Source organism: Betaproteobacteria bacterium, from assembly GCA_016713305.1.
Taxonomy (GTDB): domain Bacteria; phylum Pseudomonadota; class Gammaproteobacteria; order Burkholderiales.
In genome coordinates this window covers 26,446-40,998 of record JADJPK010000022.1, presented here as the reverse complement: position 1 = coordinate 40,998, position 14,553 = coordinate 26,446, and the positions used below count along the sequence as shown (strand labels likewise).

Here is a 14,553-nt window from a genome sequence, read left to right as displayed (position 1 = left end):
CTGGCACCTGCTTCGATGGACAGTCCGCGAGCGCGAGCCGCCTCTGAAACAACATCGAAGGAGATCCCATGAAAGTCCACCCCCTGGTCGCAGCCACGCTCTGCGCTCTGGCCGTTTCGACGGCCCATGCCGCACCGACCTTCGTCAATGGCATCACGATCCCTGGAAATTCGCTCGACTTGAGCGGCGGCACGTCGGTCAACGACGGCCGGGTCGGCTTCTTTTCCGACATCTACTACGACCCGAACCGGAACGAGTGGTGGGGTCTTTCCGACCGCGGCCCCGGCGGCGGCACGCTGAACTACGACACGCGTGTCCAGAAGTTTGCGATCGACATCGATCACGCGACGGGCGCGATTTCCAACTTTCGCATCACGCAGACCATCGTCTTCAGCGCTGGCGGCAGTTCCATGAACGGGATCGCACCGTCGCCGACCAACGTGCTGGGCAACGCGTTCGATCCCGAGGGATTCGTGGTCAATCCGTTGAATGGCAACTTCTTCGTGTCCGACGAGTACGGTCCGTCGTTGTACGAATTCGACCGTGCCGGAGCACTGGTCAAGAAGTACACGACGCCGTCCAATCTGGTTCCGAGAAACTCCGGGACGGGGACGGCGAACTATGCTTCCGATGCGGGCAACAACGCCGGCAAGAGAACCAACCGCGGATTCGAGGGCCTTCCGGTGAGCGCCGACGGCAAGTACGTCTATGCCATGCTGCAGAGCCCCACGCTGGACGAAGGCGGTGCTGCTCAGACGGGTTCGTTCGCACGCATCGTCAAGTTCGACACGGCTTCGGACTCGGGCGAGGCGGTGGCGCAATACGCCTACCAGATGGACAGGACGGGACAGGGTCAGGGCATCTCGTCGCTGGTGGCGCTCGACGACACGCAGTTCCTGGTCCTGGAACGCAACAACCGCGGCGTCGGCGTGGGTGCCGCCCTGGCAACGGCGGACAAGGCGGTCTATCTGATCGACATTGCCAATGCAGACGACGTCACGTCGATTGCCCTTCCTGCTTCCGGCACGACCCTGCCAGCCGGAGTGGATGCGGTGACCAAGGTCTCGAAGTTCATCGACCTTGACGCGAACACGTTGGCGGAACTGGGGGGCAAGTCTCCCGAGAAATGGGAAGGCCTGGCGATCGGTCCCAAGCTGGCCGATGGCAGCTACCTCATCCTGGCCGGAACGGACAACGACTACAGCGTCACCCAGGACCTCAGTACGAACGACCAGTTCGACGTTTACTTCCGCTTCGGTGACGACGATCCGTTTGACTCGTCGATCCAGTGCCCTCTCGGAGAGACGACGGGATGCACGGGAGCAGCTTCGAGCGTTCCGGGCGACGGAACCTACAAGCTTCTGCCGGGTGTGCTGCATGCCTACAAGGCAAGTGCTGCAGATCTCGCCATGTACACCGCACCGGTGCCCGAACCGGAGACGTACGCGCTCTTCCTGGCCGGGCTCGGGCTGCTGGGAGTCTGGTCGAAACGCCGTTCGCGCAATTGATCCGGAACGGCAGAACCGCTTGTCGAAAGGCCGCCTTGCGCGGCCTTTTCTTCATCTCCGGCGCTGCCACGCCGGAGACTTCGTGCCCGATGGGATCGGGTCGATTACTTGCCGCTGATGGAGCGCTTGAGAGCGACACCAGCCGTGAACTTCGGCACCTTGCGGGCAGGGACCTTGATGGCTTCACCGGTGGCGGGATTGCGGCCCTTGCGGCCGGCGCGCTTCACGACTTCGAACTTGCCGAAGCCGGTGATGTTGACGTCCTCGCCTTTCTTGATCTTCTTCTCGATCAGATCCAGCATCGATTCGAGATAACGACGGGATTGACTCACGGACATATCGTTTTCCGTGGCCAGCGCTTCGATCAATTCACCCTTGTTCAACTCTGTAGCTCCTTCTTTTGTTGCCGACAAAGTTTGAAGGCTACCCAAAACAACGAGTGAAATAAAGGGCTGAAACGGCAACATACCCGGATTGCATGGCCCGGAACGCCACCTTCGCTTCGCAAACGGTCAGGACACCGATTCGAAGTGATCCGCAAGCGTTCGTGTCTCAAGGCCGTGACGGGTTGCCCGCCCCCGCATCGAGAACGGCGATGCAGTACCAGTCGCGATGATCGGTGAACGTCTCGTGCAGCCGAAAGCCGGCGCGTCCGGCGAGGTCGTCGATCATCTCGACGGTGTATTTTTGCGATTGCTCCGTGTAGATCGACTCCCCCGCCTCGAAGCGAAACTCTGTTCTCAGCCGTGCGCTCGCGACCGTCTGCCGTCTCGCGCTCACGAGAAAGCTGCGCGCTGCGCCGTCGAGCGGCGAGTAGGTCGCGTAGTGATCGAACTGCGCGAGATCGAAGTCCATGTCCAGTTCACGATTCAGCCGGGCGAGCAGATTGAGATTGAATCGCGCGGTCACGCCGGCGCTGTCGGCATACGCGGCGTGGACGATGCGAGGGTCCTTCTGCAGATCCAGTCCCAGCATCAGCAAGTCACCGCGGGAGAGCTTCGAACGAATCCGCCGCAGCAATGCCACGGCGCGGTCATCTGTCATATTTCCCATGTTGCTGCCCAGCAGCGCCACGACCGCACGATGGCCGGTGCGCAACGCAGGCCACTGCGCGAAGTAGTCTGCGCAAAGAGGCACCACGGCAAGGCCCGGCAGTTCAGCCGCGAAGCGCAGTTGCAGCTCGGTCAGCGCCAGTTGCGACACGTCGATCGGATGAAACTCGAGATCCGGCGCGCATGCCATGAGAGCACGGCATAGCAGCAATGTCTTGGCGCCATCGCCGCTGCCGAGTTCCACCAGGTCGACAGGCGCGTTGCCTTCCGCCAGAACCTGCGCGATCCGGCTGGCCTGGGTCTCGAGAATTTCGCGCTCCACTCGCGTGAGGTAGTACTCGGGCAACGTGGAGATGCGCTGGAACAGGCGCGATCCCTGATCGTCGTAGAAGTACACCGAGGACAGCCATTTCTGCCGGGCGCTCAATCCTTCGGCCACGTGCCGTGCAAGCGATTCGTCGCATGCGGGGCCGGAAGCCTGACCCGTAGCGACGGAGAACAGTTCGTCGCGTCCGTCGGGCGCGTTCATCGGCTTGCCGCTCCGGGATCGCGGGCAGGGCGAATGCCCGTGTACTGCCAACGCAAGTGGGGATGGAAGAAATTCCGGTAGGTGCTTCTCGCGTGACCGGGAGGGGTGGCGAAGGAGGCTCCCCGCAGCGTCATCTGATTCACCATGAATTTTCCGTTGTACTCGCCCACGGCCCCCGGGGCCTTGGAGAAACCGGGATAGGGCAGATACGCGCTTGCGGTCCATTCCCACCGTCTTCCCCAAGGCAGGAGGGATGCGAGCGCCTCCCATTCGAACTCGGTGGGCAGGCGCCACCCTGCCCATTGGCAGAAAGCACTCGCTTCGTAGTAGTTCACGTGAGTCAACGGCGCGAGCGGATCCACGAGTCGGATGCCTGCCAGCGTGTAGTGATCCCGGCGCGACGCTCCGGAAGTGTCGATCACCCAGTAGTCCGGCGCTCGCACGCCATTGGTTCTCACCCAGTCCCACCCTTCCGCATGCCAGAACTCGAAGCGCTGGTAGCCGCCGTCCGCGATGAACTCGAGGTACTCCCCGTTGGTCACGAGCGCTGTTCGCAGTTCGACCGGCGGAACGATGGTCTCGTGCCGCGGACGTTCGTTGTCGAAGGCAAAGGAGGCGCCGTTGTCGCCGATGGCGCACGTCCCTCCCGGCCAGGCGACCCAGCGGGACTCGCCGGACTCGACCGCGTGTTCCCCTTCCACGTCCAGTTCTCCCAGGGAATCGGGATCGTAGGAAGGGGCGAGGGGATTGCACGCGAGAATGGCCTTGATGTCCGTGACAAGCAGTTCCTGATGCTGCTGTTCGTGCTGCAGACCCAGTTCGCACAACGTGGCGGCGGATTCTTCGCACGGATGGCCCAGGAGCACTTCCATGGCGGCGTCCACGTGAGCACGATAGTTCATGATCTCCGTCACGGTCGGGCGGCTCAACGTGCCGCGACGCGCCCGCGGAACGCGGTCGCCCACCGTGTCGTAGTAGCTGTTGAAGAGAAAACCATAGCGTTCGTCGAACACCTCGTACCCCTGTAGATGGGGACAGAGCACGAACGTCTCGAAGAACCAGGTGACGTGGCCCAGATGCCATTTGGGCGGACTGACGTCGGGCACAGGCTGCGGGACATGATCTTCCGTCGCTAGCGGTGCGCAGAGCGACTCGGTGCGTTTGCGCACGGTGCGGTAACGCTCGAGAAGGGACGGACGACGAAAATGTGGTGCGTTCATGACCCAACCCTTTCGGTCTTGGCGCGGTGGAGGTCGGCCAGGGGCAGTCGGTGTGCCGGCATGGCGCCGGGACTGCGTCTGCGGCCGGCCAATGGGCGGCTGCGTCCGATCTGCATGCGGGGAACACAACCCGAATGCTGTGACGCTGCCGGCGGTCGAGGGTTCGTCGGCCTGGGCTCAAAAGCACTCGAAACCGTCGAGCGGGTTTACATCCGATCGGCTCAATGTACAAAAAGCTCGACGAATCAGTGCATCGCGGAATTCGCCCGGATCTTGCAGGGACTTGACGCGCCCACGGCCGCCGCCCAAGGACGGCCGCTCTGATCGGAAAAGAAGAATCCAGGAGCCTTCATGCGATCCATCGCCTTCACCGCCCTTCTCGGTCTTGCAATCGCCCTGCCTGCCGCCGCAGTTCCCGTCACCGTCACGCAAACCCTCGACTTCCAGTCGGTGCAGCCGTTCGGCACGTTCAGCCAGGGGACGTACACGGCACCGGCCTGGGCACCCGCGTTTCCCTTCACGAATGCAAGTCAGATCACCGGCATCAAGTTCACTTTCTCGACAGACGACGAAGACTTCACCAACGCGGCCCTGTTTCCCACCAACGACGGCGGCGGAATTCCCGGACTGGAAATCGGGGTGATACGTGAAGACGGTCCCGGAAGGCTCGCGCTCGCATCGATCAACGCGGCCGCGCCCGACCTCGCGCTCAACCTCGGTCTGCCGGATTCGCAGTCGGTCCGAGGCTGGCTGATGGACGGTTCGCTGACGGTGAGCATCGGCGCCTTCACCAACTTCGCCAGCGCGGGGTACAGCACGGACCTCACATTGAACGCACCTTCCCGGCTGCTGCTGACGATCACCGGCGACGTGCCACAGCGCGTGCCCGAGCCAGGTCCCCTCGCGCTTCTTGCTGCCGCCGTGCTTGCAGGCTTCGGCGTGTCGAAGCGCTCCGCCCGCCGCTGAGTTCCAGTTCCGCTGCCGGCAGCGCCCCCGGGGCGCGAGACCGGCAGTCGCTGCAAGAGCATCTGACTTCCCTGCCCGGGTCCACCCGGGCGGTCACTCGTGCCGCGACAACCGGGAGTCAGGCAGGAGTCCGACAAGTGGCGTGAAGCGGAGCTTGCACTACGATGCGGGCTGCGCTTCCCAAAACTCGTTCCAATGCCGCCAGCCATGACCAGCCTCCGGCACCGCGTGCCCTCCCTTCTGCGCTGGGCACTGTCAGCAGTCGTTGCCCTCGTCTCCGGATGCGGTGTCGGACAGCGGTCCGAGCCGCTCACCACCGAGACGTTCGCGCACGGTCCCTTCGAGATCGTCGCCACCGGAAAACGCATTTCTTCCGGTGCGTTCCCCAACAACAGCGGCAATCCCTTCACCACCATGGAAGTCACTGCGTTCGGCGTGCGCTTCGGTGGCAAGGAAGTTTCGGTACCGGGCGTGGGATCGAGGTTCTGGCGCGTGCTGCGGGTGATGGACGCACCGGAGCCGTCCCTGATCGTTTCCACCACCGACTTTCATCTGCTGACCGCCACGGGCAACGATCTTTCGGTGCGCTCGTTCGGCACTCCCAGCACCAACATGGCGGAGATGCAGTGGCTCGATGCCGCGGGCGGGCAGCCGGGACCGGTCCGCGCCTATGGGATCGAGAAGGTGGGGGCTGACGATGGCACGGTGCTTCAGGGGGGACGGTGGCTCAGGCTTTCCTACCATACCGTTCTGGACATCAAGACGCTCACCGCATATCCGGTCCGGCCCTGGGTCTCGGACAATCCGAACCGGCCGGCGGAACTCAACGCCGGGGGCATCCAGGCTCGCGCGTTCTCGCCGGGCCAGACCCAGTTCGTGGCACCGGCCACGGGCCGCGACGATGATGGTGCCGGCGCCCCCTACGACGCGCTCGTGGTGGTGGACATTCCGACGGGCAATGCCTACGCGGTGCCCATCCATCGACGGACGAGCCGCTACGCGGACCACCAGGACATCGATGCCGCGTGGATCGCCCACTATTTCGAATGGCGCCGGGAGTCCGACGGACACGAGAAGCTCGTGCCGAGAAAGGCGGTGAAACAGCTGCCCTGGAAAGGCCGCTTCGTGAACTTTGGCGACCGGATCGAGTACCGCGTGCCGCAAAGCCGCCCCGAACTGGGCGAAGCGCTGCGGAATCACCTGATGGAAAGGATGGGCGCGAAGGTCGCACCCGACTGGATAGATCCGCGGAAGACCAGCGGAGACACGTTCACCTTGCCCGGGTGCGATCACGTCATCGCGCTCTCGGTGCAGGGGGATCACGTGGGTCTGTTCTCTCCACAACCCAAGACGCCGCCATGGGTGCGGTGCCAGGATTCGCTGCGGAAGATCGGGGAGAGCGTCGACGCCGAGCTGGCGACCGGCAAGTGGGACGATCTGTTCGCGGTGGACTGAAGGGAGGGTTGCGGCGGACGGAACTCGGCCTCAACCAGGCATCGCTGCCACGGAGGCCCTTCTCGGAATGGCCAGCGCAAGATGCAGCGCGACCACGACGAGACCGATGGCGCATGCCGTCGATGAGCCCGCGTCTCCCAGCACCGCACGGACGCCCAGCAAACCCCCCCCGATCGCCAGACCCGAGACGGTCTCCTTCAAGAGCGGAACCGCGACGTCTCGAATGCGTGCCCCTTCGGCGACGATCAGCGATGCCGAGTAACCCAATGTCAGGATGGCTCCCGTAACGCCGTAGGCGAGCACGCCCGCGAACGGGCCGACCGCGTTTCCCGCCCATAGAAGCGCGACACACCGCGAGGAGGCCAGCGCCACGTTGAAGACAAGCTCGGCACGCTGCCAGTGCCGAAGCACGACAAGCGACGGGAGATGCGATCCGACGATCGCCGCGAGGACGGAGGGAACGAGCCAGCGTGCGAACTCGCCTGCGAGGGACCACGTTTGACCGAATGCCACTGAAAACAAGTCGGGGGCAAGGGCGGCGAACACGATGGCAGGAACCGTCCCCATGCGCACGAGCGATCGGTACACGGAATACGCCAGGGCGGCAGTGCGGCCCTCACGCTCTGCATCGCGCATTCGTGCGACGAACGACTGCTCGATGGCCTGCGACACGAGATGCGCCGGGCCCACGGTCACGAGGAAGGCAAGACTGTAGAAGCCGACGGCATCGACCCCGAACGACGCGCCGACGATAAGCACGGACAGTTGCTGACCGAGGATGTTGATGATGGCCGACCAGGAAGAGATCAGCGGCAGCCGCCGGTGTCTCTTCGTCGCAGCGACGAGATTCGGCCACGACACCCGGCGCATCGGCGGTCCGAGATCCGTTCGCCCGCAAAGAACCAGTCCTGCGGCCACGCGTGCAGCCACCAACCCAAGTGCGAGGCCCGACTGCAACATGCCCATCAGGCCCACTGCCGTCTGAACCGACACCTGGACCAGGCCCTGGCAGATCCGGCTCGCGGCAATGCGTGCAAATGCGCGGCGGCGCGTGTGCCACCCGGCAAGCGCGAGCGCAGAGCCGCTGGCGAACGTGGCGACGGGCAGGAGCCAGGTCAGATGGCGGATGGACGAGAGCCGAAGATTCGAAACCGCGAAGTCCTGCGTCCAGTGCAGTACGATCGCGAGCAGCACCGCGACTGCTCCGGAGGAAGCAATCGACACCGCCACCAGGGATGCGGCATCGAGATCGTCGTCGGCAACCGGAATCGCAAGGTGATAGCGCAAGGTGCAGAAAGAAAGCGAGATGGCCAACACGGCCTCGAAGAGGCCGAGGACACCGAACTGGCCCGGGTCGAAGATACGGGTGAGAAAGGGATAGGCCGCGAACGCTACCAGCGGACCGATGGCCGATGCGCCGGCGAGCAGACCGACGTGGCGGAAGAACCGGGGTTCGTGGGGAATTCCGTTCGGCATGAGCCAGGAAAGGTCTGATCAAAGTACGGCTGACGAGGACGCAGTGATGACACGAGACGACCGCAAGGCAACGGCGGGGAGCGAGCGCCCGTGGTCTCTACTATTCCTTTTCGGTCTCGCGCTGGCAATACTGGCCGCCGGCTACGCCGTTCATGAACGCTTCGAATCGCTCGACCGCTGGCGGGCGGAGCCCGAAGCGTACTTCGCGCACGGCGTCCCCGTGATGACGACACCGGACGCGTACTACTCCTTGCGTCTTGCCAGGAGCACGCACGACGGGACGTTCGTGCCGCATGCCGATGATCCGCTTCGGCACTACCAGAGACTGCAACGGCCGCGCGACGCATCGGAGTATCTTCCGGCCGCCGCCCCGTTGGACTGGGAACCGCAGAGAACTCCACGACAAATGCCCTTGCTGGCGGGCCTGATCGTCGCAGCCATTCCGTTCGCGGGCAGCACCGAACGGGCCGGTCTTCTGCTCACACCGGTGCTTGCGAGCCTGTTCGTGCTTCCGCTGTTTGTCTACGCGTGGAAGATCGGAGAGCCCGCCGCCGGCCTGCTGGCCGCACTCACGGGTGCTTTCGCCCCGGTCTATCTGTCCCGCACGCAGCTGGGGTTCGTCGATACGGACTGCCTCAATCTCTTCTTTCCGTGGCTTGCCTCACTCGCGATCCTGAGCATCGACCGGTCTGCGCGCTCTTCGCGGGTATGGCTCACTTCTGCCGTACTGGGCCTTGTCCTCTATCTGTATTTCCGCTGGTACGAGAAGGCCGCGATATCGGCCTTGTACTGGACCGCGCTGGTTTCGTGGCTGCTGTTGCAGCGCCGGGGCTGGCGGGAAACTGCCTTGGCGGTGCTCTTGTGCGTGGCATTCAGCCATCCGGTGCAGCTGGCCCTGTGCGTTGACAACGCTGCCAACCTGCTCGGCCGGTACTTCAGCCGAAGTGCCACACCCGACGGCGCATCCATGGTGGATGCCCTTTTCCCCAACGTAATGGAGACCGTCGGCGAGCAGCGTGGTGCACGGGGCTTGGCGGCGATGGAAATGGTCCTGGGCCATGGGTTCCCGGGAACCCTCGGCCTTGTGGGTTTCGCCGTGTGGGCAACGAGGCGATGGCGCGACAGCGTTCCACTGTTGCCCATCCTCGCCATGGGTGCCTTCACGTTCGTGAGCGGTGCGCGCTTTTCGATGTATCTGGCGCCACTGGCCGGGTTCGGGCTCGGCCACCTGATCACGGTCGCCGTCCGCCCGCTCGTCGGTCGCCTGGCGAAGGGAACTGGCTCGGCGTCCAGCGTGCGTGGCAGCGCCACCCCCGGTACAGCCGAATTCCTGGCTTCCCTGGCCTTGGGAATCCTCGCGTTCTTCCTGTGGCTGCAGCCCTCGATGGCACGCGCCACACCGCAGAGCGTGCCGGCAATACCGGCCCAGGACCTTCTCGCGATCAAACGGGCGGCGGGGCGCATGCCGCCCGGCGCCCGTGTCTGGACGTGGTGGGACAGAGGATTCGCCTACTCCCACGTGGCGGGCTGGACGGTCTATCACGACGGCTCGGCGCAGTACACGCCGCAGACCCACTTCATTGCGGACTCTCTGACAGCGCCCCGCCAGGACAGGCTGCATAGGGTCATGGCGACGGTGGACAAGATCGGGAACAAGGGCATCGTTGCGCGGGCCACCCGATTCTCCACGAGGGAAGACCTGCTGGACGCGTTGGCGACACCCGATCCCGGTCAGCCTGCGCGCGCCGATCAGTTCGTCGTGTTCTCCTCCGACATGCTCCGCTCCGCCGACGCGATCCGCCACGTGGCCGGACGCTCCCTCCGGAATCGCGCCGGCATCCCGCAGGCGTATCTCCCGATGCTCTGTTCCGCTTTCAGGAACCACCAGCTGGACTGCGACGGCGGGAACGTGGATCTGGACGCCGGCCGGTTCAGCCAGGGCCGAACGATACGTCGGCTCGACGTGATCGACGATGGAGCCGTGGTCAAACGGGTCGACTTTCCTCACGATTCCGATCTCGTGCTGGAGGTCGTGATCGGATCTGACCGGAAGATCCGGGTATTCGTCCTTCCGTCCGAGTTGTACGAATCCAACCTCAACCGGATGTTCCTCCTCGGCGAGTACGACCACACGCTGTTCGAGGAGGTCTATCAGGAGGTGCCGACGCTGCGTGTGTACCGGCGTTTGCCCGGCGCCACCACCGAATAGCCGGTTCGACAGTCCCCAAAGTGTCGAGGCCACTTACACCGCGCCCGGTGTCCTCGAACGTCGATGAAAAAACCCCCGACACATCCATGACTTGGCCGCGTGCGTGCGATTCTTGCAGTCTCGACGCGATCGACTTGAACGGCCTGATTCCAGGTCCCGCCGAAGCAACAACGAGAACAAGGAAGGAGTATTCATGTTGAATGCAGCCCGTTCGATGCAATGGCAGGCCAAGGTCCTGGCCACTGTCCTGATCGCTCTCGGCGCGGCCACGTCGGCCACCGCAGCGCCTATCACCACGACGCCTCAGGTCTTCGATTTCTCCCTCGCCCAGACGAACCAGGTCGATCCGTTCGCCGTCCAGCCTTACACCGCGACCACCTTGCACTCCTTCAACGAGTTCGACGCCGGACTCGGGACTCTCCAGCAGGTCATCTTCCGGTGGCGATCCACCTTGTTGGCCAGCAACACGGGCGAGTTCGACGATGAGACTGCGACCATCAACGGTACAGCGGAGGCCGACCTGGTGGGATTGGGAGACCTCTTCAGCAGTCCGTTCTCGGCATCGGCATCCCCCCCCGGAAATCTGACGGCCAGCGTTTCGCAGGCGGTCGACGGCAGCCGTGTGTACTCCGCTTCGGGCGATCTCGCGCACTTCATCGGAACAGGAACGTTCGACACTCTGCTTACCCTGTCCGTGTTCAACACGCCCGACAACAACTCTTCCACGATGCACGCCAATTGGGGCCAATCGACGAACCTGGGCCGGCTGACGGTCGAGTACGTCTACGACCGGCCCGTGACTGGCCAGATCCCGGAACCCGGAGTGCTCCTGCTGGGATCGGTGGCAGCGCTCGCGTTCGGATTGACGGCGCGCCGCAAGCGCAAGACGCCGCACTGAACCTGTCGGGACGAGATCCTCGAAAGGCACGCCACGGCGTGCCTTTTTCGTTGTTGGCGTCGGAACACTCGCGCTCGAGGCCGATCCGGATAGACATCGGCTGCCGCGAATTCCGCGGCAGCGTGCAACGGCCCCCTTACGAGTTCGACCCGGGAAGGTCCCTTCTCATGCAGACGGCCGTGGCCGGACACAGCGCCCTGAACTGCAGCGTGCCTTGGATCTCGGCAGGCATCTCGTCTCGGGAACAGATGGAAAATCCCGCGCGCTCGAAGTACTCACTGGCCGTCGTGGTCATGAGGTAGAGACGGCGAACACCGGCCCGGGCCGCGCGCTCGGCGATCCTCGCTCCCAGTTCCGCGGCCACACCGCGATTCCGGCACTCCGGCCGCACGCACAGGGATCGCAGCAGCGCCACGGTACCCAGCGGTTCTATCGCGATGCAGCCGACGAGGACGTCGCCCTGCGTCGCGACGATGAAATTCCCGATGTGCTGCTCGATGTCCTCCACGGGCAGATCGCTGTCTGAGAGAAGGCGCCGGATTTCGAGAAGGTCCGCCGGAGTCGCGGGACGACTCGCGACCGGTTGAACCGAACCGTTCCCGTTCATGGAATGTATCTCCGAGTCGATGGCAGAGGTCTGCGATTCACCCATCAAGTGCGTGCCTCGTACCACGGCTTCGTTGCATTCACGATGCGCACGACAAGAAGCATCACCGGGACTTCGATGAGCACGCCCACCACAGTGGCCAACGCCGCGCCGGATTCGAATCCGAACAGGCTGATCGCCGTGGCCACCGCAAGTTCGAAGAAGTTGCTGGCCCCGATGAGCGCAGACGGGCACGCGATGCTGTGGACCTCGCCGAGCCGGCGATTCAGAAGGTAGGCCATCGTCGACGTGAAGGCCACCTGCAGCAGAATGGGAACGGCCAGGATGGCGATGACCACGGGCTGGCGGATCAGTGCCTCGCCTTGGAATCCGAAGAGCAGCACCAGCGTGGCCAGCAAGGCCATGATCGATGCGGACCCTGCCTTCTTCATGGCGGAATCGAAGCTTCCCGCACCGGTACGCAAGAGGGAGTACCTCCAGATCTGCGCGACCACGACCGGAATCACGATGTAGAGCACCACGGAGGCGATGAGCGTCTCCCAAGGCACGGTGATGGACGAAAGGCCCAGGAGCATGCCCACGAGCGGAGCAAAGCCCAACACCATGATCGTGTCGTTCAGAGCGACCTGCGACAACGTGAAGATGGGGTCTCCGTTGGTGAGCCGGCTCCACACGAAGACCATGGCCGTGCACGGCGCGGCCGCAAGGAGGATCAGACCGGCGACGTAGCTGTCCATCTGATCTGCCGGCAATTGAGCTGCGAATACGTGGCGAACGAACAGCCACGCGAGCAACGCCATGGAAAAGGGCTTGATGGCCCAGTTCACGAACAAGGTGACGCCGATGCCGCGCCATTGCCTGCGGACCTGACTCAACGCACCGAAGTCCACTCTGGCCAGCATCGGGATGATCATCACCCAGATGAGGAGTCCCACCGGCAGATTGACCTGGGCGACTTCGATGCGGCCGATCAGCTGGAACATCGCGGGAAAAGCCTGTCCGAGCAGAATGCCAGCGACGATGCAGAGGGCCACCCACGCGGAAAGATAGCGCTCGAACAGGTTCATGGGAGCGGGAGCCGAAACGGCGGGACGAGCCAGGGAATTCATGTCAGACCTGGGACGCGATCTGCCTGACGCTTCTTTCGACGGCCATGCGATCGAGGGCTTCCAGACGCAGGCCCGTCAGGATGTCGATACGGCGGGCCAACACGGTATACGCCTGCAGGAAGGCAGCCCGGCGTGCCGGGTCGTCGCCTTCCACCGCTGCGGGATCGGCCACACCCCAATGCGCCGTGATCGGCTGCCCCGGCCACACCGGACAGACCTCGCCCGCAGCGTTGTCGCAGACGGTGATGATGAGATCCATCACAGGTGCTCCCGGAGCGGCGAATTCGTCCCACGACTTGCTTCGAAGATCGCCGGTAGGCAGCCCCTTCTTCTCCAGGAGTTCCAATGCGAACGGATTCACGCGTCCTGCGGGCATGCTTCCGGCGCTGAAGCTCTCGAAGCGTGCCGCACCTACAGACCGAAGATAGGCCTCCGCCAGAATGCTGCGAGCGGAGTTCCCTGTGCAGAGAAAGAGCACGTTGTATCTGCGTTCCGCCATGGCGCCGTCCTCAGCAACAGGAGTTGGAGCTCTTCTTGGACGACGGCATCGCCACCACCTGAGGGCGTGGAGCGCAGCAGGCCTGGCTTTCCGCCGACTCGGCAGATTCCACCGCCCTTTCCGTGTCCTTTCCGAACACTTCGACCTGGTCCAGCGTGTGATAGGTCTCCCACGCGATGCCTTGAGGATCCGTGATCCAGTACTTGTCCGACCTCGCATAGCAGCACTGGGCCTGTGGCTGATCGAAGGCGGCGATCTCGGCCTGGGCCACCTGGTCGCGGAGTTCCTTCAGTTCACCGTCGGAGTCCACCTGCAAACCGAGGTGATCGAGACCGGGCTTGCCGCCGCGGCTCGAGATGGCGAAGTTGATGCGCGGGTCTTCGACCATCCACTTCGCGTAGTCCGGCTTCTCGACGGTGGGCGGCATTCCGAACACGGTCGAATAGAAGCGGACGTTGGAGGCGAGATCGTCGACGACGACGTGAACGTGAAAGCGCTTCATGATTTTCTCCGCGACTTGGTCATGGTTCGGGACGACGGGGCACAACACTGGCCTATGGCCGTTTCCATCACGGACAGACACTCGCCGGGCATTCCCTTGCAGCAGTTCTGCGTGAGGTAGGTCATCAGCGCTGCCATCTGCTCGTAGTTGGCGCTATAGAAGACGAACCGCCCTTCCTGCCGGGAAGCCACGAGCCCGGCGTGCAGAAGTTCCTTGAGATGAAAGGACAGTGTGGCCGGGGAAGCCCTCAGAGCTTCCCCGATCGCACCCGCGGCGATTCCTTCGGGTCCGGCCTGCACGAGCAGCCGGAAGACCGACAGACGGGTTTCCTGAGCGAGGGCGGCTAGCGCCTCAACGGCTTGTGTCGTTTCCATGATTCCATATTTATCGAAATATAGGGATGTGTCAACGGTTCGTTTGCAGGGCCACCGTCGAATCGGACGCAGAGGCATCTCTCCCGCGATTGCCGGCGCCCATCCGGTCAGACGCAAATGGCCGGTCGCAGGTCGCTTGCGGCAGGAGC

14 protein-coding genes are annotated in these 14,553 nt (G+C 63.7%); 5 read left to right on the top strand and 9 right to left on the bottom strand.

Annotation, left to right across the window (positions count from 1 at the left end; genetic code table 11):
- Window positions 1–68 precede the first annotated feature (68 nt).
- Window positions 69–1,508 (top strand): esterase-like activity of phytase family protein, encoded by a 1,440-nt coding sequence (locus IPK20_20950; protein MBK8018929.1) that lies wholly within the window; start codon window positions 69–71, stop codon window positions 1,506–1,508.
- 104 nt (window positions 1,509–1,612) lie between these two features.
- Here IPK20_20950 and IPK20_20945 read toward each other — a convergent pair whose 3' ends face one another.
- The 3 genes from IPK20_20945 to IPK20_20935 all read right to left on the bottom strand — a co-directional run bounded on the left by IPK20_20945 (window position 1,613) and on the right by IPK20_20935 (window position 4,309).
- Complete coding sequence (locus IPK20_20945) at window positions 1,613–1,891, bottom strand: HU family DNA-binding protein (protein ID MBK8018928.1); 279 nt, start codon at window positions 1,889–1,891, stop codon at window positions 1,613–1,615.
- 169 nt (window positions 1,892–2,060) lie between these two features.
- Window positions 2,061–3,089, bottom strand: a complete 1,029-nt coding sequence (egtD, locus tag IPK20_20940; protein MBK8018927.1) for an L-histidine N(alpha)-methyltransferase — start codon at window positions 3,087–3,089, stop codon at window positions 2,061–2,063.
- Entirely contained in the window at window positions 3,086–4,309 is a 1,224-nt protein-coding gene (locus tag IPK20_20935) for an ergothioneine biosynthesis protein EgtB (protein ID MBK8018926.1), read from the bottom strand. The genes egtD and IPK20_20935 overlap by 4 nt, the downstream gene beginning before the upstream one ends.
- A gap of 351 nt (window positions 4,310–4,660) precedes the next feature.
- Here IPK20_20935 and IPK20_20930 point away from each other — a divergent pair, with 351 nt between their 5' ends.
- Together IPK20_20930 and IPK20_20925 are read left to right on the top strand one after the other, a co-directional pair.
- Window positions 4,661–5,275, top strand: a complete 615-nt coding sequence (locus IPK20_20930; GenBank protein ID MBK8018925.1) for a PEP-CTERM sorting domain-containing protein — start codon at window positions 4,661–4,663, stop codon at window positions 5,273–5,275.
- A 207-nt stretch (window positions 5,276–5,482) separates the two neighbouring features.
- Window positions 5,483–6,730 (top strand): hypothetical protein, encoded by a 1,248-nt coding sequence (locus tag IPK20_20925; protein MBK8018924.1) that lies wholly within the window; start codon window positions 5,483–5,485, stop codon window positions 6,728–6,730.
- 30 nt (window positions 6,731–6,760) lie between these two features.
- Here IPK20_20925 and IPK20_20920 read toward each other — a convergent pair whose 3' ends face one another.
- On the bottom strand, window positions 6,761–8,206 hold the full coding sequence (locus IPK20_20920; GenBank protein ID MBK8018923.1) for a lipopolysaccharide biosynthesis protein: 1,446 nt from the start codon (window positions 8,204–8,206) through the stop codon (window positions 6,761–6,763).
- A gap of 46 nt (window positions 8,207–8,252) precedes the next feature.
- Here IPK20_20920 and IPK20_20915 point away from each other — a divergent pair, with 46 nt between their 5' ends.
- Together IPK20_20915 and IPK20_20910 are read left to right on the top strand one after the other, a co-directional pair.
- Entirely contained in the window at window positions 8,253–10,415 is a 2,163-nt protein-coding gene (locus IPK20_20915) for a hypothetical protein (GenBank protein ID MBK8018922.1), read from the top strand.
- A gap of 193 nt (window positions 10,416–10,608) precedes the next feature.
- Entirely contained in the window at window positions 10,609–11,313 is a 705-nt protein-coding gene (locus IPK20_20910; GenBank protein ID MBK8018921.1) for a choice-of-anchor E domain-containing protein, read from the top strand.
- Between the two features lie 136 nt (window positions 11,314–11,449).
- On the opposite strand, the gene IPK20_20905 is transcribed toward IPK20_20910, so the two are convergent.
- Genes IPK20_20905 through IPK20_20885 form a run of 5 tightly spaced genes read right to left on the bottom strand, consistent with a single transcriptional unit; the run spans window position 11,450 to window position 14,404 of the window.
- Entirely contained in the window at window positions 11,450–11,920 is a 471-nt protein-coding gene (locus tag IPK20_20905) for a GNAT family N-acetyltransferase (protein MBK8018920.1), read from the bottom strand.
- 44 nt (window positions 11,921–11,964) lie between these two features.
- Window positions 11,965–13,029, bottom strand: a complete 1,065-nt coding sequence (gene arsB / locus IPK20_20900; GenBank protein MBK8018919.1) for an ACR3 family arsenite efflux transporter — start codon at window positions 13,027–13,029, stop codon at window positions 11,965–11,967.
- Between the two features lies 1 nt (window position 13,030).
- A complete protein-coding gene (locus IPK20_20895; GenBank protein MBK8018918.1) occupies window positions 13,031–13,528 on the bottom strand; it encodes an arsenate reductase ArsC in 498 nt (165 codons plus the stop codon).
- Window positions 13,529–13,538: 10 nt separating this feature from the next.
- Window positions 13,539–14,030: a VOC family protein gene (locus IPK20_20890; GenBank protein ID MBK8018917.1), complete on the bottom strand. Its 492-nt coding sequence runs from the start codon at window positions 14,028–14,030 to the stop codon at window positions 13,539–13,541.
- On the bottom strand, window positions 14,027–14,404 hold the full coding sequence (locus IPK20_20885) for a helix-turn-helix transcriptional regulator (protein MBK8018916.1): 378 nt from the start codon (window positions 14,402–14,404) through the stop codon (window positions 14,027–14,029). The genes IPK20_20890 and IPK20_20885 overlap by 4 nt, the downstream gene beginning before the upstream one ends.
- Window positions 14,405–14,553: the final 149 nt, after the last annotated feature.